19 protein-coding genes are annotated in these 21,303 nt (G+C 66.5%); 12 read left to right on the top strand and 7 right to left on the bottom strand.

Translation table 11 applies throughout. The features are described 5' to 3' along the window. The first annotated feature begins 1 nt into the window (after nt 1). From C6W88_RS12895 to C6W88_RS12870, 6 genes are all read left to right on the top strand, one after another. Nucleotides 2–919 (top strand): NAD(P)-dependent oxidoreductase, encoded by a 918-nt coding sequence (locus tag C6W88_RS12895; protein WP_108132725.1) that lies wholly within the window; start codon nt 2–4, stop codon nt 917–919. Nucleotides 920–1,004: 85 nt separating this feature from the next. After that, on the top strand, nt 1,005–1,850 hold the full coding sequence (locus tag C6W88_RS12890) for an AAA family ATPase (RefSeq protein ID WP_108132724.1): 846 nt from the start codon (nt 1,005–1,007) through the stop codon (nt 1,848–1,850). After that, nucleotides 1,850–3,028, top strand: a complete 1,179-nt coding sequence (locus C6W88_RS12885) for a vWA domain-containing protein (RefSeq protein WP_045994263.1) — start codon at nt 1,850–1,852, stop codon at nt 3,026–3,028. Before C6W88_RS12890 ends, C6W88_RS12885 begins: the two co-directional genes overlap by 1 nt. Before the next feature lie 157 nt (nt 3,029–3,185). After that, nucleotides 3,186–3,818, top strand: a complete 633-nt coding sequence (locus C6W88_RS12880) for a hypothetical protein (protein WP_108132723.1) — start codon at nt 3,186–3,188, stop codon at nt 3,816–3,818. Next, complete coding sequence (locus C6W88_RS12875) at nt 3,815–4,621, top strand: DUF3307 domain-containing protein (protein WP_108132722.1); 807 nt, start codon at nt 3,815–3,817, stop codon at nt 4,619–4,621. Before C6W88_RS12880 ends, C6W88_RS12875 begins: the two co-directional genes overlap by 4 nt. A gap of 44 nt (nt 4,622–4,665) precedes the next feature. Continuing rightward, entirely contained in the window at nt 4,666–5,700 is a 1,035-nt protein-coding gene (locus C6W88_RS12870; protein WP_108132721.1) for an N-acetylmuramoyl-L-alanine amidase, read from the top strand. A 19-nt stretch (nt 5,701–5,719) separates the two neighbouring features. Here the strand turns inward: C6W88_RS12870 and C6W88_RS12865 are convergent, their stop codons facing one another. After that, nucleotides 5,720–6,313: a helix-turn-helix domain-containing protein gene (locus C6W88_RS12865; protein WP_045994260.1), complete on the bottom strand. Its 594-nt coding sequence runs from the start codon at nt 6,311–6,313 to the stop codon at nt 5,720–5,722. 329 nt (nt 6,314–6,642) lie between these two features. Between C6W88_RS12865 and C6W88_RS12860 the strand changes: the two genes are divergently transcribed. Continuing rightward, complete coding sequence (locus tag C6W88_RS12860; RefSeq protein WP_231498638.1) at nt 6,643–7,854, top strand: benzoate/H(+) symporter BenE family transporter; 1,212 nt, start codon at nt 6,643–6,645, stop codon at nt 7,852–7,854. Nucleotides 7,855–7,988: 134 nt separating this feature from the next. Here the strand turns inward: C6W88_RS12860 and C6W88_RS12855 are convergent, their stop codons facing one another. Beyond that, nucleotides 7,989–8,474: a hypothetical protein gene (locus C6W88_RS12855; protein ID WP_231498637.1), complete on the bottom strand. Its 486-nt coding sequence runs from the start codon at nt 8,472–8,474 to the stop codon at nt 7,989–7,991. Nucleotides 8,475–8,779: 305 nt separating this feature from the next. Here C6W88_RS12855 and C6W88_RS12850 point away from each other — a divergent pair, with 305 nt between their 5' ends. Beyond that, a complete protein-coding gene (locus tag C6W88_RS12850) occupies nt 8,780–10,501 on the top strand; it encodes a proline--tRNA ligase (protein WP_108132720.1) in 1,722 nt (573 codons plus the stop codon). Nucleotides 10,502–10,664: 163 nt separating this feature from the next. Here the strand turns inward: C6W88_RS12850 and ccoM are convergent, their stop codons facing one another. The 3 genes from ccoM to rfaH form a co-directional block, all read right to left on the bottom strand. Then, a complete protein-coding gene (gene ccoM / locus C6W88_RS22045; RefSeq protein WP_286985057.1) occupies nt 10,665–10,778 on the bottom strand; it encodes a cytochrome c oxidase subunit CcoM in 114 nt (37 codons plus the stop codon). 195 nt (nt 10,779–10,973) lie between these two features. Then, nucleotides 10,974–11,480 (bottom strand): FKBP-type peptidyl-prolyl cis-trans isomerase, encoded by a 507-nt coding sequence (locus tag C6W88_RS12845; protein WP_108132719.1) that lies wholly within the window; start codon nt 11,478–11,480, stop codon nt 10,974–10,976. 22 nt (nt 11,481–11,502) lie between these two features. Continuing rightward, the gene (rfaH, locus tag C6W88_RS12840; protein ID WP_045994239.1) at nt 11,503–12,045 is read right to left on the bottom strand and encodes a transcription/translation regulatory transformer protein RfaH; all 543 of its coding nucleotides are present in this window, start codon (nt 12,043–12,045) and stop codon (nt 11,503–11,505) included. 215 nt (nt 12,046–12,260) lie between these two features. Between rfaH and C6W88_RS12835 the strand changes: the two genes are divergently transcribed. After that, complete coding sequence (locus C6W88_RS12835; protein ID WP_108132718.1) at nt 12,261–13,637, top strand: AmpG family muropeptide MFS transporter; 1,377 nt, start codon at nt 12,261–12,263, stop codon at nt 13,635–13,637. Nucleotides 13,638–13,851: 214 nt separating this feature from the next. Here the strand turns inward: C6W88_RS12835 and C6W88_RS12830 are convergent, their stop codons facing one another. Together C6W88_RS12830 and C6W88_RS12825 are read right to left on the bottom strand one after the other, a co-directional pair. Further along, the gene (locus C6W88_RS12830; protein ID WP_108132717.1) at nt 13,852–15,693 is read right to left on the bottom strand and encodes an SEC-C metal-binding domain-containing protein; all 1,842 of its coding nucleotides are present in this window, start codon (nt 15,691–15,693) and stop codon (nt 13,852–13,854) included. Nucleotides 15,694–15,761: 68 nt separating this feature from the next. Beyond that, nucleotides 15,762–17,006, bottom strand: a complete 1,245-nt coding sequence (locus C6W88_RS12825) for an ABC1 kinase family protein (RefSeq protein WP_108132716.1) — start codon at nt 17,004–17,006, stop codon at nt 15,762–15,764. Nucleotides 17,007–17,212: 206 nt separating this feature from the next. Here C6W88_RS12825 and C6W88_RS12820 point away from each other — a divergent pair, with 206 nt between their 5' ends. From C6W88_RS12820 to C6W88_RS12810, 3 genes are all read left to right on the top strand, one after another. Beyond that, on the top strand, nt 17,213–19,147 hold the full coding sequence (locus tag C6W88_RS12820; RefSeq protein WP_108132715.1) for a DNA topoisomerase III: 1,935 nt from the start codon (nt 17,213–17,215) through the stop codon (nt 19,145–19,147). Then, nucleotides 19,144–20,157: a ketopantoate reductase family protein gene (locus C6W88_RS12815; protein ID WP_108132714.1), complete on the top strand. Its 1,014-nt coding sequence runs from the start codon at nt 19,144–19,146 to the stop codon at nt 20,155–20,157. The genes C6W88_RS12820 and C6W88_RS12815 overlap by 4 nt, the downstream gene beginning before the upstream one ends. Before the next feature lie 374 nt (nt 20,158–20,531). Continuing rightward, on the top strand, nt 20,532–21,191 hold the full coding sequence (locus C6W88_RS12810) for an outer membrane beta-barrel protein (protein ID WP_146164656.1): 660 nt from the start codon (nt 20,532–20,534) through the stop codon (nt 21,189–21,191). The last annotated feature ends 112 nt before the right edge of the window (nt 21,192–21,303 follow it).

The raw sequence follows: 21,303 nt of genomic DNA, 5'->3' as shown, positions 1-21,303 counted from the left end.
CATGCCGCTTCCCCGCTCGACCACATCATCTGCGCTGCCTCGCCTCGGCTTTATCGGTATCGGCCTGATGGGCGATCCACTCAGCCGCCGGCTGGCCGAGGCCGGGCATCCGTTGACGCTGTATAACCGCACCCGGGCCAAGGCCGAGGCGGTGGCCGCCGACACCGGTGCCCGGGTAGCCGACAGCGTCGCCGAGCTGACCGCGGAGGTGGACGTGATCCTGAGCTGCGTGGCCAATACCGAGGTGCTGCGCGAAGTGATGCTCGGCAGCGACGGCGTCATCGCCCGGGCGCGACCTGGACAGCGCATCATCGACATGACCAGCGCCGACCCCGCCGCCACCCGGGAGCTGGCCCAGGCCGCCAGCGAGGCGGGCGTGAGCTGGGTGGATGCGCCGGTCTCCGGCGGCGTGGCCGGTGCCGAGGCGGGCAGCCTGGCGATCATGTGTGGCGGCGACGCGGCGGACGTGGAGGCGGCCCGAGAGGTCCTCGCCCCGCTGGCCTCACGCATCACCCACATGGGCCCGGTGGGCTCGGGCCAGGTCACCAAGCTGTGCAATCAGCTACTGGTCGGCTGCACCACCGCGGCCATCGCCGAGATGGTGGCGCTGGCCGAGGCCAGCGGGGTCGACGCCAGTCGCTTGCCCGACGCCCTGGCCGGTGGCTTCGCCGACTCGACGCCCTTTCGCATGCTGACCCCGCGCATGGCCAGTCGCGACTTCGAAGCGCCGAGCTGGCACCTGCGCACCCTGCTCAAGGACGTCGACATGGCCACCGCCCAGGGCCATCGTCAGTCCAGCGCCACGCCCATGGCGGCCCTGGCCGCCCAGCTGATGCGCAGCCGGCTCGCCCGCGGCGAGGGTGAAAAGGACCCGGCAACGCTGATTCGCCTGTATCGAGACGACGACGCCCAGCACTGACGCCGAGGATTGTTCCGCCCACGGGGCTACCGTACACTCGTTTGAAATCACTTCGTTGCCACTTCGTTATTCAGGATCCTCGCCCATGGCGTTTGACTCGACTTCCACCTACGTCGCCACGGATGCCCTCAAGCAGGCCGTCAATGCCGCGGTAACGCTGAAGCGCCCGCTGTTGATCAAGGGTGAGCCGGGCACCGGCAAGACCTTGCTGGCCGAGGAGCTCGCCGCCTCGCTCGGCACCCGGCTGGTCACCTGGCACATCAAGTCCACCACCAAGGCCGCCCAGGGGCTCTACGAGTACGACGCGGTCAGTCGCCTGCGCGACTCCCAGCTTGGCGTGGAAGGCGTCGACAACGTCGCCAACTACCTGCGTCCGGGCAAGCTGTGGGAAGCCTTCACCGCCGACGAACGGGTGGTGCTGTTGATCGACGAGATCGACAAGGCCGACATCGAGTTCCCCAACGACCTGCTGCAGGAACTCGATCGCATGGAGTTCTTCGTCTACGAGACCGGAGAGACCATTCGCGCCCGTCACCGGCCCATCGTGGTGATCACCTCCAACAACGAGAAGGAGCTGCCCGACGCCTTCCTGCGCCGCTGCTTCTTCCACTACATCGAGTTTCCCGACCGCGCCACCATGGAGCGCATCGTCGCGGTGCACTTCCCGGATATCGCGCCGCGACTGGTCAGCCAGGCGCTGGAGGTGTTCTTCGAGCTGCGCGAGGCGCCGGGGCTCAAGAAGCGCCCGTCGACCTCGGAACTGGTCGACTGGCTGAAGCTTTTGATGGCCGACGAGGTCGCCCGCGAGGCCCTGAGCCAGCGTGATCCGGCCAAGAGCCTGCCGCCGCTGGCCGGCGCCCTGGTCAAGAACGAGCAGGACACCGCTCTGCTGGAGCGCCTCGCCTTCATGGTGCGGCGTCAGGGTCGCTGATGTTTCTCGATCTGTTCGACACCCTGCGCCGCCACCAGGTGCCGGTCTCGCTGCGCGAGCTGCTGGATCTGCACGCCGCCGTCGAGGCCGGCGTAGTATTCGCCGATATCGACGACTTCTACCGGCTGGCGCGTACCGTGATGGTCAAGGACGAACGCCACTTCGACCGTTTCGATCGCGCCTTTGCCGCCTGGATGGGGTCGGTGGAAGGCCTCGATGCGGCCATCGATGCATTGATCCCGGACGACTGGCTACGCCGTGAATTCGAGCGTCAGCTCAGCGACGAGGAGAAGGCGCAGATCCAGTCGCTGGGTGGGCTCGAGAAGCTGATCGAGACCTTCAAGCAACGCCTGGCCGAGCAGAAGGAGCGCCACGCCGGCGGCAGCAAGTGGATCGGCACCGGCGGCACCAGCCCCTTCGGCGCCTACGGCTACAATCCCGAGGGCGTACGCATCGGCCAGGATGGCTCGCGCCATCGGCGTGCGGTCAAGGTCTGGGACGAGCGGCGCTTTCGCGACTACGACGACGACCAGGCGCTGGGGCCGCGCAACATCAAGATGGCGCTGCGTCGCCTGCGTCGCTTCGCCCGCCAGGGGGCGCTCGAGGAATTCGACATCGACGCCACCATCCGCGATACCGCACGGGACGCCGGTCTGCTCAACCTGCGCATGCGCCCGCCGCGTCACAACGCGGTAAAGGTGCTGCTGTTTCTCGACGTGGGCGGGTCCATGGACGACCACATCCGCGTCTGCGAGGAGCTGTTCTCGGCGGCGCGCTCCGAGTTCAAGCACCTGGAGCACTTCTACTTCCACAACTGCCTCTACGAGGGCGTCTGGCGCAACAACGCCCGACGCCACAAGGAGCGCTTCTCGACCTGGGAATTGATGCGCACCTACGGTGCCGACTATCAGGTGGTGGTGGTCGGCGATGCGTCGATGTCGCCCTACGAGATCACCCACCCCGGCGGCAGCGTGGAGCACTTCAACGAGGAACCGGGCGGGGTCTGGCTCAGGCGCCTGGCCGAGCGCTACCCGCGGCTGGTCTGGCTCAACCCCAACCCACCACGCTATTGGGAGTACACTCCTTCGACCCGGCTGATTCGCGAGCTGATCCACGAGCGCATGTATCCCATGACGCTGGAGGGACTGGATGAAGCGATGCGCGAACTGGCGCGCTGACCATGGTGTCGCTGGGGGACCGGACAGTTGGCACCACCTAGCCGTCGCCCGCAATAACCACATCAGGCAATTTCGTGAGAAAATAGCCGAAAAGAGCTATAAATAGGCGTAATAGGTCTCTAGCGCTATCCGCGCTCACCACGGAGCCATCCGCGTCATGTCCGATCCCATCATCGCTGTACTCACCGGCGACCTGATTGCCTCTCGTCAACGCGATCGCGAGGCCCTCTACCGCTGCCTCGATGACACCCTCGAGGCCCTGGCAAGACGCCACAACGGCGCCTTCCACCGCTTTCGTGGCGATGGCTTCCAACTGGCCATCCGCCAGGGCGACCGGGGCCTTGAGGCGGCGGTGGCATTGCGCGCCAGCCTGATCGGCCAGAGTCCAGCCCACGAACGCTGGGACGCCCGTATCGCCGTCGCCCGGGGCCCGGCGGGCTGGGCCCCGGGAGCCCCCCTGGCCGACGCCGATGATCCCCCCTTCATGGCCTCAGGGCAGGCCCTGGACGGTCTGTCCGCCAATGGCGCTCACCTTGGCTTCGACCAGCCCGAGACCACCGCCGAGGCCTTGCTGATACGCTACCTCGACGAGATGATCGACGCCTGGTCCAGCCCCTCCGCTCAGGTGGTGGCCCTCAGCCTGGCCGAGCCCGAGCTGACCCAGGCCGAGATGGCCGGCCGACTGGGCATCCGCCAGCCCAGTGTCCACAAGCGCCTGAAGACCGCCCGTTGGGCACTGCTGAGCGATACCCTGGCCTGTCTGGCGTCGGCGGCACAGGAGCGCACATGAACACTCTGGTCCTGGATCTCGCACCAGCGTCATCGTCGTCGCTGTCGCTTCTACTGGCCCTGCTGCTGGCGCACCTGCTTGGCGACTTCGTGCTGCAACCGGATCGCTGGGTAGCGGATAGACAGGCCCGCGGCATACGCAGTCCCAGTCTGGCACTGCATGCTCTGGTGCATGCGGCCCTTGCCTGGCTTGCGCTGTGCGCCTTGCGGTCTGTCCCCGGTATCGACGACGGCATCGACGCCACCTTCGCGGCCATGATGCTGGGGCTCGCCCACTGGACGATCGATGCCGCCAAGGCCAAGGCGACGCGACGCTGGCCCTCTCGGCAACTTGGCCTGTTCATGCTCGACCAGGGCCTGCACGGCGCGACCATCGTGGTGGTGTGGCTGTGGCTCGTCGGTAGCCTGACGCCACTGACAGCGATGCTTGCACACCTGAGTACACCGTCCTCGCTGCTCCTGCTGCTCGCCTATCTGCTGGTCACCCGGCCCATGGCGGTCGCCATCGCCCTGGCCATGGCCCCCCTGGCTCGACAACTCAAGGCACCCGGTACGCTGGATCGGGCCGGCGCCCGCATCGGCATCCTCGAGCGCCTGCTGGTACTGACCCTGACCCTGCTCGACCAACTCACCGCCGTCGGCTTTCTGCTGGCGGCCAAGTCCGTGTTGCGTTTTGGTGACCTGAAGGAGAGCCGAGACCGCAAGTTGACCGAGTATGTGCTGCTGGGAACCCTGGCCAGCGTCACCAGCACCCTGGTGCTTGGCCTGCTGGTGCGACTGTGGCTTGGAGGCCAAGGCGGATGACAGAACGGATGCCAAAGTGCATGACAGAACGGATGCCAAAGCGCATGACAAGGTGGCTGATCGGGTGGCTGACCGGGTGGACAGGGAAAGACGCCACGGCCTTCGTGACTGCGCCGGGGCATCTCCGCGATCGACGCAGGCCCGCGCTGCTCGTCAGTACCCTGCTCGTTTCACTGATCGGGCTTGCCGGCTGCGACCTTGCCGGCGGCCTGGCCACCGAGGCGCTGATCCAGCGGGGCCCCGCCCTGGAGCCGCGCGACGGCTATGTGGTGGACCATCGCCACCCGGCTCGGGGCCACAATAGCCGCGTGCACTTCCTGATCCTGCACTACACCGACGAGAACCAGGCCGACTCCCTGCGCGCCCTGACCGGGCCCCGGGTATCGAGCCACTACCTGGTGCCGCTGCCCACACGACGCCTGCAGAATACCCCGGTGGTGTTCCAGCTGGTGCCTGAGAGCCGCCGTGCCTGGCACGCCGGCGCCAGCCGCTGGGGCAATCGCGTGGGGCTCAACGACACCTCCATCGGCATCGAGATCGTCAACCAGGGGCCCGATCGCCCCTGGGTCGGCAGCGAGCTAGATGCCCCCGAGGGCCCGGTGCGCTGGGCAAGCTACCCCGATGACCAGCTCAACGCCTTGATTCCGCTGGCCCGGGATATCATCGAGCGTCACCGGATCGCCCCGGAGCACGTGCTGGCGCACTCCGACGTGGCACCGCTGCGCAAGCTCGACCCGGGGCCGGCCTTTCCCTGGCGCAAGCTTCACGAGGCCGGCATCGGCGCCTGGCCCGAGGCCCCGCGCGTCGCCCACTACCGCAGCCGCTTCGAGCGTGAACCACCGGCGCTGATCGAATGGCAGCGGGCGCTGGCCGCCTGGGGCTACGGGATCGAAGCCAGTGGCGTGTGGGATGACGCCAGTCGCGCCACCCTGCGGGCCTTCCAACTGCACTTTCGACCGGCGAACTTCGATGGCCAGCCAGACGCCGACAGCGCGGCAAGGCTATGGGCCCTGCTCGAGCGCTATCGACCCGAGGCGCTGGAGCAATTGGAACAAGGAGCGCAACGGAAAGCACTCTGACGACGTGACGGGACGAGCTTCAACCGGAACCGTCGCTGGCGGCACCGGGTAGATAGTGGATCACATCGTGAAAGCGCAGCGTCCCCGGCCCCTCATTGCGCATCAGGTGGGGACGATCGGCGAAGAAGCGCAGCCCCTCCCCCGCCTTCAACAGATGCCAGTCGTCGTCGATCGCCAGCACCAGCTCGCCCTCCACCACCACCAGATGCTCCACCACCCCCGGCGCATGGGGACTCGAAGCGCTCTCGGCGCCTTCGGCCAGCTCGATCTCGAACATCTCGAAACCCAGCATGGGATCATAGGGAAACAGCAGCTTGGCGCGCATGCCGGCGCTGTCCCTGCCCCATACCGAATCGTCGATGCTCACGCGCCGTTCTTCCAGGGGGCCGTCCATGGCCCGTGTCGGGCTTCCGAACAGCGACGAGAAGCTGACCCGAAAGCCGCTGGCGATGCGCCATAGCGTGGCGACGGTGGGACTCGACTCACCACGCTCGATCTGGCCGAGCATGGCCTTGCTGACGCCGGTTTCGCGGGCGGCACGCTCGAGACTCCAGCCCTGAGCCTGGCGCAGTCCCTTCAGGGTGGTGGCGATATGGTCGGCAATATCCTGCATGGCGGCCTCCAGAAAGGTCGGCCCAGTATACGCAAGGTTTACGCCCCTGGCCCGCCGTCGCTTGCGGTCAGCACACCACACCTCACGCGCCACGACTCCTGCCTCTTGTTCGTCTTCTCTTGTTCCTCGTTTCTCGTTTCTCGTTTCTCGTCTCTTCTCTCTTCTCTCTTCTCTCTTCTCTCTTCTCTCTTCTCTCTTCTCTCTTCTCTCTTCTCTCACTTCAGCATGCTTGTGCGTTATAACGTCCACTGCTAGCCTTGGACGTTATAACGCACAAACACCAATGTCGCCGTTCCGCGGTTTCCCCCGGCTTTTTTCTGGACCGTCTCATGAAAGCTTCGCCAAGTTCACTGGCCGCCAAGGCTGGCCAGACGCATCGCCCGAAGATGCTCGACGACCTTCATCCCTCCACGCTGGCCGCCGGGTTCGCCGCGGTCTTGATCGGCTACGCCAGTTCCGCCGCGATCATCTTCCAGGCGGCCCAGGCCGCCGCTATCGATCAGGCCCAGATCGGCTCCTGGATGTGGGCCCTGGGCATCGGCATGGGTGTGACATCGCTGGGGCTGTCCTGGCGCTATCGCATGCCGCTGCTGACCGCCTGGTCGACGCCCGGGGCGGCGTTGCTGGTGACCCAGTTGCCCGGCGTGCCCTTCGACCAGGCCGTCGGTGCCTTCCTGCTGTCATCGCTGCTGATGCTCGCCGTCGCCGCCAGCGGCCTGGTCGAGCGCATCATGGCGGTGGTGCCGGCGTCGATCGCCTCGGCCATGCTGGCCGGCATCCTGTTGCCCTTCGTGCTGGAAGTCTTCACCACCGTGCAGACGGACCCCTGGCTGCCGCTGGCTCTGCTGGGTGTATGGATGCTGTGCCGCCGCCTGGCGCCACGCCTGGCCATCGTCACGGTCCTGGCCGCGGGGGTGGCGCTGTGCCTGGGCCGCGGCGACTTGAGTCTGGCGGGTGTTGCCGTGAGTCTGACCCGTCCCGCCTGGGTGACCCCGGCCTTCGATCCTGTGGTGTGCCTGGGTATCGGCATACCGCTGTTCGCGGTCACCCTGACCACCCAGAACCTGCCGGGGTTCGCCATGGTCAGAAGCGCGGGCTTTACGCCGCCGGTGGCGCCAAGCCTGGGGGCCACCGGCCTGGCGTCGCTGCTGATGGCACCCTTCGGTGGCCACGGCGTCAACATGGCGGCGATCAGCGCGGCCCCCTGCCTTGGCGAAGAGGCCCACCGCGAGCCTGGGCGACGCTACACCGCCGGCATTGCGGCGGGAATGGGCTATCTGCTGCTGGGCGCCCTGGGGGCGACGGTGGCGTCGTTGTTCGACGCCCTGCCCAGCGCCATGATCGCGGTGGTGGCGGGACTTGCGCTGATGGCCACCCTGGGCGGTGCGCTACGTACCGCCTTCAGCGACGGCGACAACCTGGACGCGGTGCTGGTCACCTTCGCCATCACCGCATCGCCATTGACCCTGGCGGGCATCGGCTCGGCCTTCTGGGGCCTGGTGGCGGGGCTGATCGTGCTGAGACTGCAGCGCAGGCGCTGAGTCGGGGGCGGTAGAGATTGCGGGAAGGATGCTGCGGGGGCGGCCGCTCAGGCGGCGATGGAAGAATCACAAGACAAGGGAAGAACCACAGGAGCAGCCGCCGGGTGCTGCGCGCGCACCCGGCGTGATCGATCTCAGCCGTCCAGCGACACGCTGTCGGGCGAGGTACTGGCTGGCAAGGCACGGGCTGGCAAACCACGGCCAGCGTGGGTCGCCTCGTCACTGGCCATGCGCACCATGGCCAGGGCCTCATCCAGGCTCTCGACCTGCTCGACACGCACCAGCTCGTCGCTCAGCTTGACCTCGGTACCGACACGTTCGCTGACCAGCCGCTCGAGGCTCGCCAGATCGCGTCCCTCGCCCATGGGCAGAGAATCGACACTGGCGGAGCCCGTGCCCGGCAGGTAGATGGTGCCGTTGGAGAAGTCCACCGCGTAGGCGATCACCCCGGGCACGATAAAGAACAGCAGGCCGACGCCGTTGGCCACCGCCACCACCGGGTCGATGCGACCACTGATCTGCCCCTTGCGTTCAGGGTGAAAGACGGTGCCGCAGCCGACGAGCGAGGTCAGGGTGGTGGCAAGCACCAGGCCGGTAAGCAGACGGGGCGGACGCAGCATGAACAACTTCCTCTTGCAGTAATCTGGCATAAATGACGGAAAGCGGTGCCGACAACGACTCGACCGCTGCCCAGCATGATAAAACTCATGCGCATCCTACCACGTTCGCCACCCTTCGCTCCTTGTCGCCACCAACGGTGGCGGTTGCTTTTGCCGGCATGACACCTTCCCCGTACAATGCACGTCACTTTCATGGCCGGATGCGAGTCGCCGAGGATGCCCCTCGACGGCCATCGACGGGACAGCCTGCTGTCCTGCTCGCCTCCAGCGCTTACCAGACTCGATGTGAAGGAACCTGCGGACCCATGCGCGCCACCGAACTTCTGATCAGTACCCTGAAGGAAACTCCTGCCGACGCCGAGGTCATCAGCCACCAGCTGATGCTGCGCGCGGGCATGATTCGCCGCCTCACCTCCGGCCTGTACACCTGGCTGCCGCTGGGCCTTCGCACCCTGCGCAAGGTGGAGCGTATCGTGCGCGAGGAGATGGACCGTGCCGGCGCCCAGGAGCTGCTGATGCCGGCGGTGCAGCCGGCCGAGCTGTGGCAGGAGTCCGGCCGCTGGGAGCAGTACGGTCCGGAACTGCTGCGCCTGAAGGATCGACACCAGCGTGACTACTGCGTCGGCCCGACCCACGAAGAGGTGATCACCGACCTGGTACGCAAGGAGATCGCCAGCTACAAGCAGCTGCCGGCCAACTTCTACCAGATCCAGACCAAGTTCCGTGACGAGATCCGTCCGCGCTTCGGGGTCATGCGCTCGCGTGAGTTCATCATGAAGGACGCCTACTCCTTCCACCTGGACGAGGCCTCGCTCAAGGACACCTACCAGAAGATGTACGACGCCTACGTGCGCATCTTCACTCGCCTGGGTCTCGACTTCCGTCCGGTGATCGCCGACAACGGCTCCATCGGTGGTACCGGCTCCCACGAATTCCACGTACTGGCCGACTCCGGCGAGGACGATATCGTCTTCTCCACCGAGTCCGACTACGCCGCCAACATGGAAAAGGCCGAGGCCCTGCCTGCGCCCCTGGACAGCGATGCCCGCCGCGCCGAGCCCACCGAGGAGCTGAGGCTGGTCGACACCCCCAACGCCAAGACCATCGCCACCCTGGTCGAGCAGCACGGCCTGCCCATCGAGAAGACCATCAAGACCCTGATGGTGCACGGCCACGAGGGCGGCCTGGTGGCGCTGCTGGTGCGCGGTGATCATGAACTCAACGAGGTCAAGGCCGAACACCTCGAGGAGGTGGCGACACCGCTGACCATGGCCAGCGAAGAAGAGATCCGCGCCGCCGTTGGCGCCGGCCCCGGCTCGCTGGGCCCGGTCGGGCTCGAGATGCCGATCGTCATCGATCGCAGCGTGGCGCTGATGAGCGACTTCGGCGCCGGTGCCAACGTCGACGGCAAGCACTACTTCGGCATCAACTGGGAGCGCGACGTGGCCCTGCCCAAGGTCGCCGACCTGCGTAACGTGGTCGAGGGTGACCCGTCACCCGACGGCAAGGGCGTGCTGTCGATCAAGCGCGGCATCGAGGTAGGCCACGTGTTCCAGCTCGGTCGCAAGTACAGCGAGGCGATGAATGCCACCGTGCTGGGCGACGAAGGCAAGGCGGTTCACCCCTGGATGGGCTGCTACGGCATCGGCATCACCCGCGTGGTGGCCTCTGCCATCGAGCAGAACCACGACCAGGGCGGGATCATCTGGCCCGACGCCATCGCCCCCTTCCATATCGCCATCGTGCCGATGAACGCCCACAAGTCCCAGCGCGTGCGCGAGACCAGCGAGCGCCTGCACGACGAACTCAGCGCCGCCGGCTTCGACGTGCTGCTGGATGATCGTGATCTGCGTCCCGGCGTGCGCTTCGCCGATCAGGAACTGATGGGCCTGCCCCATCGACTGGTGGTGGGCGATCGCAGCCTCGACAAGGGTGAGCTCGAGTACAAGGGTCGCCGTGACAGCGAGGCCACCATGGTGCCCGCCGACGAGATCGTCGAGTTCCTCAAGCAGCGCATCGCCCGTTAAGGCCCCGCGTGGCGCGCCGCGGCTTGTCGCGGCGCGCCGGGCAGGCGGATGGAATTCAGGCGAGTTCAGGTGATCTCAGAAGCAATAAACCAAAAAAAAACCGACCCCGAAGGGTCGGTTGAAAAAGGGGGATGACTCCCCCTCCCCTGACGCTGGTTGACGACTATCGCTTGCGACGGTGAGCGTCGCGGATGATAAAAGCGATCCAGCCGGCCATGAAGGCCACAGAGAGAGCGACGGCACCCAGCCCGAAAATGACGGCGTTGTCGACGTACATGGCGCTGTCCTCCTGTCTCTGTGTCGATGAATTCATGGTACCCGGTCGGCCCTTGAATTGTGCTGACCTGCGTCAAGGGTGACCGCGAGACATCGGCCCGCCATGACGACGAAAAAGCCGCCTTCAAGAGGCGGCTTTTTCGTCGTCTGTGGCACCCTTTCAGCGAGAGCGCCTCCAGCTACCACTGCCGGGACCCTAAAGGACCTTGCGGTCCTCCACCTCGGAGGCCTCGGTGCCGGGCGGCAGCGGGTGCCCCTTGGCCAGTTCGGCGCGGGTCGCCTGGCGAATATCGAGCACCTCGAGGCGATACGACAGGGTCTCCCCGGCCAGGGGATGGTTGGTGTCCACCACCACGCTGTCCCCCTTGACCTCTACCACGCTGACGATCTGTGGGCCGGCATCGCCGGGGGTCTGGAAGCACATGCCGGGGCGCAGATCGGTACCAGGAAAGGCCTGGCGTCCCACCTCGCGCACCAGCGACTCGTCGCGCATGCCATAGGCCTCGGCCGGGGACAGGGTGACACTGAGGCGACTGCCGACCTCGGCGTCGACCAGGGCCCGCTCGAGGCCTTCCATCAGGTTGCCGTGGCCGTGCAGATACTCCAGCGGCTCATCGCGCTTCCAGGAATCATCCAGGACGTCGCCCTGCTGGTTGCTCAGGACATAGTGCAGACGCACCACACACTGGGGAGAAACTCTCATCTCGGGCTCCTTGGGGTCGACATCAGTCCTGGCGCTTGAGCGCGGCGACGGGCATTTCCAGGCGCTGCTGGCGATGCAGCATGTTGAGCAGCACGATCGCCCGCTCTTCGCCCTTGTGGCTCTCGAACACCGCCTTGAGGTCCTTGAAGGGGCCGTCGGTGATCTCCACCGACTCTCCGGCCCGGAAGTAAAGCTGGCCAGGATCGTCGTCCTTGGCTTCGCCGTGCTGGCGCAGCAGGTCGATCAGCTCATCGCTGACCGGCACCGGCATCGACAGCCCGAAGGTCACGATCTTCAACACTCCGCGGGTCGAGCGAATCGGGCGCCAGTTGCTCTCGACCTGGTCGAGCCGCAGAAACAGATAGTAGGGGAACAGCGGCTCCTCGACCCAGGTCAGCTTGTTGCGGCGCTTCTTCTGCACCTCCAGCACTGGATGAAAGAGCTCGTATCCCTGGTTGGCCAGATGCTCGGCGGCCCGGAACGACTCTCCGCCCTTGCACTGGACCACGTACCAGCGCGGGGTGGCATCGCCCCCCAGGCCCGCCTCGATATTGCTGTGACTCATGTGACTCCTTCCAGACTCAACCACCACCAGCCACCAAGCCGGCAGTATCGCCTGTCATTGACGCGGTTCCCGGTGCGTTGCCGACGACCCTTGATGATCACCGCTGGTATCGCCCCTGCGGCTTTGCAACAATTCGTCGAGCCGCACCGAGATGTTGCGCGCATTTTACCATTCGGAAGGCGGCCTGTGGCCGACCAACTGCAAGGAGGCTATCCATGCCCACCTCGTCCGGCCAGCATCCCTGGGTCGACGCCCTGCGCGTCTACCTGCGATTACCCGTGCTGGCCATGCTGTTTCTGGGCTTTTCTGCGGGCCTTCCCTTTCTGCTGGTGTTCTCCACCCTGACCACCTGGCTGCGTACCAGCGGGGTCGAGGTCGCCGCCATCGGTTTCTTCTCGTGGATTGGACTGCTGTACTCGATAAAGTTCTTCTGGGCACCGGTGGTGGACGCCTTCCGCCTGCCGCTGCTGACCCGCCTGCTGGGCCAGCGGCGCAGCTGGATGCTTGCCGGCCAGGCGCTGATCATGGGCGGCCTGCTGGGCCTTTCGTCGCTGGACCCGGCCTCCCAGCTCGGCGCGGTGGCGCTGTTTGCGCTGATGGTGGCCTTCGGCTCGGCTACCCAGGACATCGCCATCGACGCCTTTCGTATCGAGTCGGCCGAGGACGAGGTCCAGGCGGCGATGGCGTCCACCTACATCATCGGCTATCGCGGCGGCCTGATCATGGCCGGTGCAGGGGCGCTGTATCTGGCGTCGGCCTTCTCCTGGCAGGTGTCCTACCAGTGCATGGCGGCACTGACGGCGGTGGGCATGATCACCGTACTGCTGCGTCCCGAGCCGCCGCGCCAACCGCTGGCCAGTCGCCTGGCCAAGGAGCCCCGGGTGCGTGCCTTCCTGCGCGCCAGCCGCGGCCGGCCCGCATGGGTCCGGCGCACCGGCGCCTGGTTGATCGGCTCCGTGGTCTGCCCCTTTCTCGACTTCTTCGGGCGCTTCGGTCTGGGCGCACTGGGACTTTTGCTGTTTATCGGCATCTATCGCATCAGCGACCTGGCGATGGCCTCGATGGCCTATCCGCTGTACGTCGACTTGGGCTTCAGCCTCGACACCATCGCCACCGTGACCAAGGTGTTCGGCGTCATCATGAGCCTCCTCGGCGGGCTAGTCGGCGGGGTGCTAGTGGTGCGCTACGGCATCGGACGCATCCTGGTGCTCGGCGCTACGGCCACCGTGCTGACCAACCTGATGTTCGCCTGGCTGGCGCTCAGTGGCGCCCAGCACTCGCTGCTGGTGCTCACTATCGTCGGCGACAATCTCAGCAATGGCCTTGCAAGCGCGGTGTTCATCGCCTTCCTGTCGAGCCTGACCTCGCGGGCCTACACCGCCACCCAGTACGCCCTGTTCTCGTCGTTGATGACGCTGCCCGGAAAGTTCCTGTCAGGCTTTGGCGGGCTGGTGGTGGAGGGAATGGGCTACCCGAGCTTCTTCGTGCTGGCCTCGGCGCTGGGCGTGCCGGCCATCCTGATGGCGCTGTGGGTCTGGCGACACCATGTGCGCGAGCCAGGGAAACACCCCGTCAGCCTCGACAAGCCATGACGCCATCGATGCAGTGTGCATCACAAAAAGAGGGCCGACGTTGTCGGCCCTCTTTTTCCATGGTGCTTCAGCGTTCGGCCTCGTACCTGGGGGTCTGAGTAGACCTTCGGCGCTACGCGCCCCAAGGCTCAGCCGGAGCCGTCATCCAGCGCAGGCAGCGATCCCCCCCATTGCTGAAGCCGCCTTGTAGTACGCCCTTGAACAGGGCTTGCGATCAACCGCGCCGTCCGCTGCGCTCTTCCAGCCAGGCCAGCGCGCCCGGTGTGCTGCGCCACTGATCGCGCATCAGGGTACGGTACTGCCAGGCCTCGGCGCGGGTGCCGGGCTCGGCCAGCTGGCCATTGCCGGGGATGGCGCCACGTTTGGGGTTGTCGCTGCAGAGAAGCGCCACCGCGTGGGCGTTGTGGCGCTGGGCGCTCTCCAATGCCAGGGCCGCGTCGTCGAGCTGGCCCAGTCGGTACAGCGCCAGCACCTGCCCCATGTACATGCCCAGCAGCGGCGTCTCGTCATCGGCAGGACCGACCTCCAGAGCCTGGCGGCTGATCTCCAGCGCCTCGTCGTCGCGGCCTTCACGCAGCAACTGGTCGAGCACCAGCTCGCGCAGCCCCAGACTGTCCTGCTCGTCCAGCGACAGCAGCAGTTCGGCCAGTTCCCGCGAGTGCTGGCGGGAGCCACGTTCCATACCCACCACCAGCGCAAGCCCCGCCCGCAGCAGCTGGGCGTTGTCTTCCTGGTCCCACTGGAAGGCGCCGTCGCCACTCTGACGAATCTGCAGAAGCCAGCGCTCGAGACGCTCGGCCAGGGGCTCGAACAGACTCGGCGCCATCCACGGCAGACTGCCAAAACGGCTGGTCAGTGCCAGCGACACCGACTGCAGCACCGCCGGTGAATCAAGCTGTTCGGGGTTGGCACACAGCGCCGGCAACCAGGCTGCGGCATTGAACCAGGGATCTCCGAGAAAGCCCATCGGCGCATCCGGGTCCACGTCGACCTGGAAACCCTCCTGGAAGGCGGCGAACAGCGTGTCCTCCCGCGCCGTGGAGCGATACAGCAACTGCCCGTCTTCCTCCACCACCTTGATCGGCGGGGGCGGCGGCAACTCTGCCAGCAGGGTCTGCAGGCCTACCAGGGGCTCGCCGAGATCCTCTTCGGCGCACAGCAGCTGATCGGCCAGGGTGGCGCCGGGGTTGTCGGCCAGGTCCGCCAGGAACTGCAGCTGGTCGGGGTCGAGATCACCCTGGCGGGTCAGCCGCCGCAGCCAGAAGCGCGAGCGCTCCATGGCTTCCTCGTCGTGACCTTCGTGGAGCAGCAGCATGGCCTCGATATAGGCCAGGGTCGGCGAATCGGGAAGGGCCTGCTGGGCACGCACGAAGGCCGAGCGAGCACTGTCGAGATCGTCGTTGTCCAGGTGCATCAGACACAGCCGCTCCAGCGCCACGCCACGCAGGAACATCGGTCCCCGATCCAGCACCTCGTCCAGCAGCGCCTCGCGCTTGCGGTGGAAACCGCGCTCCTGGAAAAGGTCCAGCAGGATCTCGAAGGCGGGCTCGGCCTGTTCCGGCAGGCGCTCCCAGTCGGCATTGTCGAACAGTGACTCGAGGATCTGCTGGGCACGTCCTCGCTGGCCCGATTCGGCGGCGATCAGCCCCGCCTCCAACAGCGCCTGGGCAGGGGCGCGACCACTGGCCAGGGCAGCCTTCAGCGTCTCCCCTTTCCACTCGCGCAGCGACAGCATCCACATCAGATGAGGCGGCAGGTGACCGGGCAGGCTGACGGCACCGCAGCACTGCTTCATCTTGCGTCCAGAGTCGCACCAGCAAGGTTCGTTGCGGCCAGGGCGTGCCAGGGTTTCACAGGCGAAGTCGAGACGTGCCAGGGGCGTCTGGGACCACAGTTCGGGAGCCAGCGCCTGGGCCAGGGCCTTGTCACCGCCCACGCAGGCAGGCCCCTCCTCGCGCGCCCAGCTCATCAAGCTCGGATAGCGTTCATCCTGCCGAATGGCTGCCAGGGCGCCCGCGGCAAAACCCAGCAGTTGATCCACCCATAACGCCAGCATCGCTATCTCCCCGAAATTGAAAACGGCACAGTCTAACAGTGCATGCACCGGCTGGGCAGACCCGCGCCTCAGACGGCGTAGGCATCCAGCAACTGTGCACTCCGTGAATGCATGTCCAGGCGCCCCTCGAGCCGCACCAGGTTCCAGTAATGACCATTGAGCGTACGCGCCAGCAACAGCATGCCGGCAGGGGGCTGCAGGCGGTCCAGCGCGCCCCACACCCGGGGGCTCAGCTCGCGCAGACGCCGATGCACCCGTACATCGCCGAAGTCCTGCTCACCGGGCGCGAACAGCGGCGACACCGCTTCCGCGGATTCGCGATACAGCGCCAGCGGCGCGCCCTCTCCCTGTCGACCGCCGAGCCCGCGCACGGCCTCATCCATGGCCATGGGGTCGCCGTCCAGGGTTGCCCCAAGTAGCGCCACCAGACCGGCCAGCCGCTCCCGGGGGACCGCGATCACGGCGCCCAGGTCATACACCACCAGCCGGCCCTGTTCATCGACGGCAAAATTGCCGGCGTGGGGATCGGCGTGCAGTTCATGGTGGGTGAACAGCTCCTCGGTGATCCAGTCCGCCAGGGTGCGCGACACCCGCTGACGAAGGGTATCGTCGGCACCTTCGAGGTCACGCAGGGGCGTCCCCGGCAGATACTCCATCGCCAGCACCCTTGGACCACTGAGCTCCTTCACGGGCTGCGGCATCACCAGGTCGGGGTGATCGGCATAGCGCCGCCGGTAGCGCTCCAGTGCGTCCGCTTCGGCGCGATAGTCGAGCTCGCGCCGCAGTCCATCGGCGAGTTCGTCGAATAGAGCATCGAGGCGTGCCTGGGACACCTTGAGCCAGCGACCCAGTCGCAGCAGCCTTCTGACCTGCACCAGGTCCTGTTCCAGCACCCGATCGAGCCCCGGGTACTGCACCTTGAGCACCAGGGTACGACCGTCCCGGGTCCGGGCCCGATGCACCTGTCCCATAGAGGCGCTGGCAAAGGGCTCGGGCTCGATCTCGTCGAACAGGGCATCGAGGTCGCCGAGCTCTGCCTCAAGCGCCACCTTGATCTCGGCCCAGGGCGCCGGAGCAGCATCCTTCTGTAGCCGGGCAAGCTCTTCGGCCAGGGCCGGGGGCAGCAGGTCATCCCACTGGGACATGACCTGAGCGATCTTCATCGCCGGCCCCTTGAGCTCGGAAAGGCCTTCAAACAGCGACTCGCCGAGCGCCTGCCAATCGGCCTTGCCGCCGATTCTCGAGCGCAGCAGGGTCGATCCGGTACGAGCGGACAACCCGAGCATCCGGCGTGTCCGGCCTGACTGACGCATGCTGCCTCCTGCCCGTACGGGCGCCCTGCAAGATGCTGGCAACGCTGGCCTCACCGGGAGGATAGCGCGTCACAAGACGGTCACCTTACCCGCATCTGCACACAAAAATGATATAGGACTTGTACACTTTTCACTCCATGGTACACCTGGCATCTCATCACACATACTGGAAGAATATCCAGACGATTCACCCGCACCGGTGCGCTATGCGATTGATCATTGCGGAAAAACCGAGCCTGGCTCGCTCCATCGCCGAGGCGCTGCCCGGGGCAGCACAGAAAAAAGACGGCTACCTGTCCGTCGGCGACACCGAGGTCACCTGGTGCCTCGGCCACCTGCTGGAGCAGGCGCCGCCGGATGCCTACGACCCGGCCTTCAAGCCCTGGCGACGCGACCACCTGCCCATCGTGCCCGGTCAGTGGAAGCTGGTGCCCAGGCCCAAGGCCCGCGGTCAGCTGTCGGTGATTCGTGCGCGCCTGAAACAGGCACGCCAACTGGTGCACGCCGGCGACCCCGACCGCGAGGGCCAGCTGCTGGTCCAGGAGGTGATCGAGCACCTGGGCTGGAAGGGGCCCGTCCAGCGTCTGCTGATCAACGACCTCAACCGGCCTGCGGTGGCTCGAGCACTCGGGCGGATCGAGGACAATGCCAGGTATTACCCGCTCTACCGCGCCGCCCAGACCCGCGCCCGCGCCGACTGGCTGTACGGCATCAACCTGACCCGCGCCTGGACCCTGATCGGCCGCCAGGCGGGCCACGATGGCGTGCTGTCGGTGGGGCGCGTGCAGACGCCGGTGCTCGGCCTGGTGGTGCGCCGCGATGAGGAGATCCGTCATTTCACGCCCTACCCCTTCTATGTGCTGTGGGCTCACCTGCGCGTCGGCGCCGGCACCTTGAAGGCCTGGTGGGTCCCCGGCGAGTCCCATCGCCTGGACGAGCGCGGTCGACTGCTCGACGCCGCTCCTGCTCAGACGCTGGCAGAGCGCCTGCCGGGTGCTGAAGGCCAGGTGAGCAGCGTGGACTCCCGTCGTCGTCGCCAGCCGCCGCCCTTGCCTTACTCTCTGTCGGCGCTGCAGGTCGATGCGGCACGCCGCCACGGGCTCTCGGCCAAGGCGGTGCTGGACATCTGCCAGCGCCTTTACGAGCGCCATCAGTTGATCACCTATCCGCGCTCGGACTGTCGCTACCTGCCGCGTGAACACCTGGCGAGCCTGCCGGGCCAACTGGCCAGCGCCTGTCGCGATGACACCACCCTGTCCGGTTGGCTGGCCAACGCCGACATGGGGCTTCGCTCACGCGCCTTCGACGACGCCAAGGTCGGCGCCCACCACGCTCTTGCCCCCACCGGCAAGCCCTTCGTTGCCGAGCGCCTGTCGCGTCAGGAAGCCGACGTCTACCGTCTGATCGCGCGCAACGTGCTGGCCCAGTTCTATCCGGCGCTGGAAACCCAGGAGGTGAAGGCCGAGTTCCGCCTGCTGGACGAGCGCTTCCAGGCCTCCGGCCAGACGCTGCTGGTGCCCGGCTGGAAGCCCCTGTTCACCACCCGTGACGAGCCACCGCCGTTGCCGGCGCTGGTCGAGGGCGAGGCCTGTCAGGCACTGGAGGCCCAGGTCGAACAGCGCGAGACGCGCCCACCGGAGCCGTTTACCGATGCCAGCCTGATCAAGGCCATGATGAATATCGCCCGCTACGTGGAGGACCCCGAGGTACGCCGCACCCTCAGGGAAACCGACGGTCTGGGTACCGAGGCCACCCGTGCCGGCATCATCGAGACGCTGCTGGAGCGCGACTATCTGGTGCGCAAGGCCAAGGCGCTGCGCGCCACACGCCTGGGGGTGGGTCTGATCCACTCGCTGCCCGAAGCGGTCAGCCGCCCGGAGCGCACCGCCCTGTGGGAACAGCGGCTGGAAGGCATCGCCGAAGCCCAGGCCGAACCGGAACCCTTCGTCGCCCAGCTGGTCGAGGACCTTCGCACGCTGGTGGGCAGCGCCGACAGTCAGCGGCTGAGTGCCGCCCTCGGCGCCGCCCAGGGCGAGTCGCCGGAAGCCGGCCCCGCCAGCAAGCGAGGCCGCCGCACCAACTCGCCACGCCGCAGCGCCGGGCGTAAACGCCGCCCCTCCCGTAAAGGCAGCACCACATGACCACACTGATCATCGGTCCCGGCGCCATCGGCCGCCTACTGGCCTGTCGGCTTGCCGCTGGCGGCCAGAGCGTGCGCCTGCTGGGGCGACGACCGCTGCCGACGATCCAGACCCTGACCTCACCGGATGGCACGACCCAGCGCCTTGAACTGGCCACCACCACCGAGCCACGCCTTGCCTGCGTCGATGTCGACCAGGTCATGCTGACCACCAAGGCCTACGCCGCCAGGGCAGCCTTCGCTGCGGTGGCCGACCATCTGCCTGCCGCCACACCGCTGGTGCTGTGGCAGAACGGGCTGCGCGTGCAGCGACCCTTGACCGATACCTGGAGCGGGCCGGTGCTGTGCGCCTCCACCACCGAGGGCGCCTTTATCAGGGCGGACGACAGCGTCGTCCACGCCGGCCAGGGTCAGACCGTCATCGGTCATCTCGACGGCGGCCTCGACGGCCATCCAGGCGAAGGCCACGGCCCCCATACCCAACCCCTCCGGACTGACGCTCTCCAGACCCAAGCCCACCAGACCCAAGCCCTGGCCAGTTCGCTGGCCACCACCCTGAGCGCCGCCGGCCTGGCCACCGAGGCGGTGGACGATATCGCCACCCGGCTGTGGCACAAGCTGGCGGTGAACGCCGCCATCAACCCCCTGGTGGCACGCTACCGACTACGCAATGGCGAGCTGCGCGGGCATCCTTACCGCGACATGGTCGACGCCACCGTCGACGAGGTGGCGCAGATACTGGCGGCACTGGAGATTCCCGCTCCCGCCATCGACGTTCCCTCCAGCGACGTGCCCTCCAGCGACGTCAACGATGGCAACCGCGCCTGGCGCGCCCTGGTCTGGCAGGTCATCGAGCGGACCGCCGCCAACCGTGCCTCGATGCTGCAGGATATCGAGGCAGGCAGGCCCACCGAACACGACGCCATCCTCGGCCCGCTGCGCGAGGCCGCCACACGCCTGGGCCTCCCTTGCCCCCAGCTCGACGCGCATTGGCGCTTTCTGAATGCCTGAAACGAGCAAGCCCAGGCTGGCGGTACACAAAAGCGATTGCTATTTTAACGGTTGGCAGTGATTCGACTCCCACCTGAATATCGACTCGAATCACCTTGCCGGGCCGGCCCTCGAACAAGTCCGTGTCCCCGCATGCGGTCTTGCCTTTGTGAGCCATGTTCACTACGAGCTGCGTTCACACTGCGCCGTGTTCTCGATCAGCCTCGTTCAAAACTCGGTCAAAATGAGCCGCGTCAAGATTGAGAGCCAAGGTGAGAGCTGAGGTTGCTGAGATTTAAGTTGGCTGAGTCTAGAATTGAGAGCCGAGCCCTTGAGTAAAACCGAAGCATGATCGATCAGGTGCCACCCGCGGAGGCTATTCCGCCAGGACAACCATGATGACTGCTTGTCGCTTGCCCTCTCTCCCCGCTCGACGCCCCACGTCGCACACCTTGCTGGCGGGCCTGCTTGCGGCACTGACCCTTGTCGCCTTTTCGGCCCCTGTGCTGGCGAGCGAAGACGCTGCCGACCCGCTGGCCGACAATGACGCCGCCCACTCGGCCACCCCGGCCTTCTCCGGCATGGGCCAGGAAATCGTCAGGCTCGACAGCGGCGTCCTGGTGCAGGGCGACAAGGTCCACACCCCCGACGGCTACACCTCCGGCTTCCGCCTGACCGCCGGCATGGCGCCACAGCAGGAAAGCGGCTGGGACCTGGGGGCCGAGCTGCGCTATCGACAAAGCGATGACGTACCCATGTCTTCCAGCGACAGCCAGCATGTCCAGGACGTGACCAGCCTGGGGGGCAGCCTGGTCGCCGGCTTCCGAGTCGGCCACTTCGGCGTCTACGGCAAGACCGGCATGGCCCAGTGGGTCAGCGATCCGGTCACCGGTCGCAACACCTTCGATTCCACCAGTGGCTCCACCCGGGTCCAGGGTCTCGGGGCCCGCTGGATGACCCGCAGCTGGATCGGCCAGGTCGAGTTCGAGGAGGTCAATGACCCCGAACTTGAGCATCTGAATATGATTACGGCCTCGTTCCACCTCCCCTTCTAGGGCTTGTCTGAAAAGTGCCTGCGCTCGGTAATACGGCGTTAAAAATCGGCTGGTGCGCCAGCCCGGTCAACATGCTCATTTACACCCCGTAAACTGCGCTGTCTCACCGATT

This window comes from Halomonas litopenaei (assembly GCF_003045775.1).
Taxonomy (GTDB): domain Bacteria; phylum Pseudomonadota; class Gammaproteobacteria; order Pseudomonadales; family Halomonadaceae; genus Halomonas; species Halomonas litopenaei.
The sequence above is the reverse complement of the archived record's forward strand: the minus strand, read 5'-3'. Positions and strand labels throughout refer to the sequence as shown.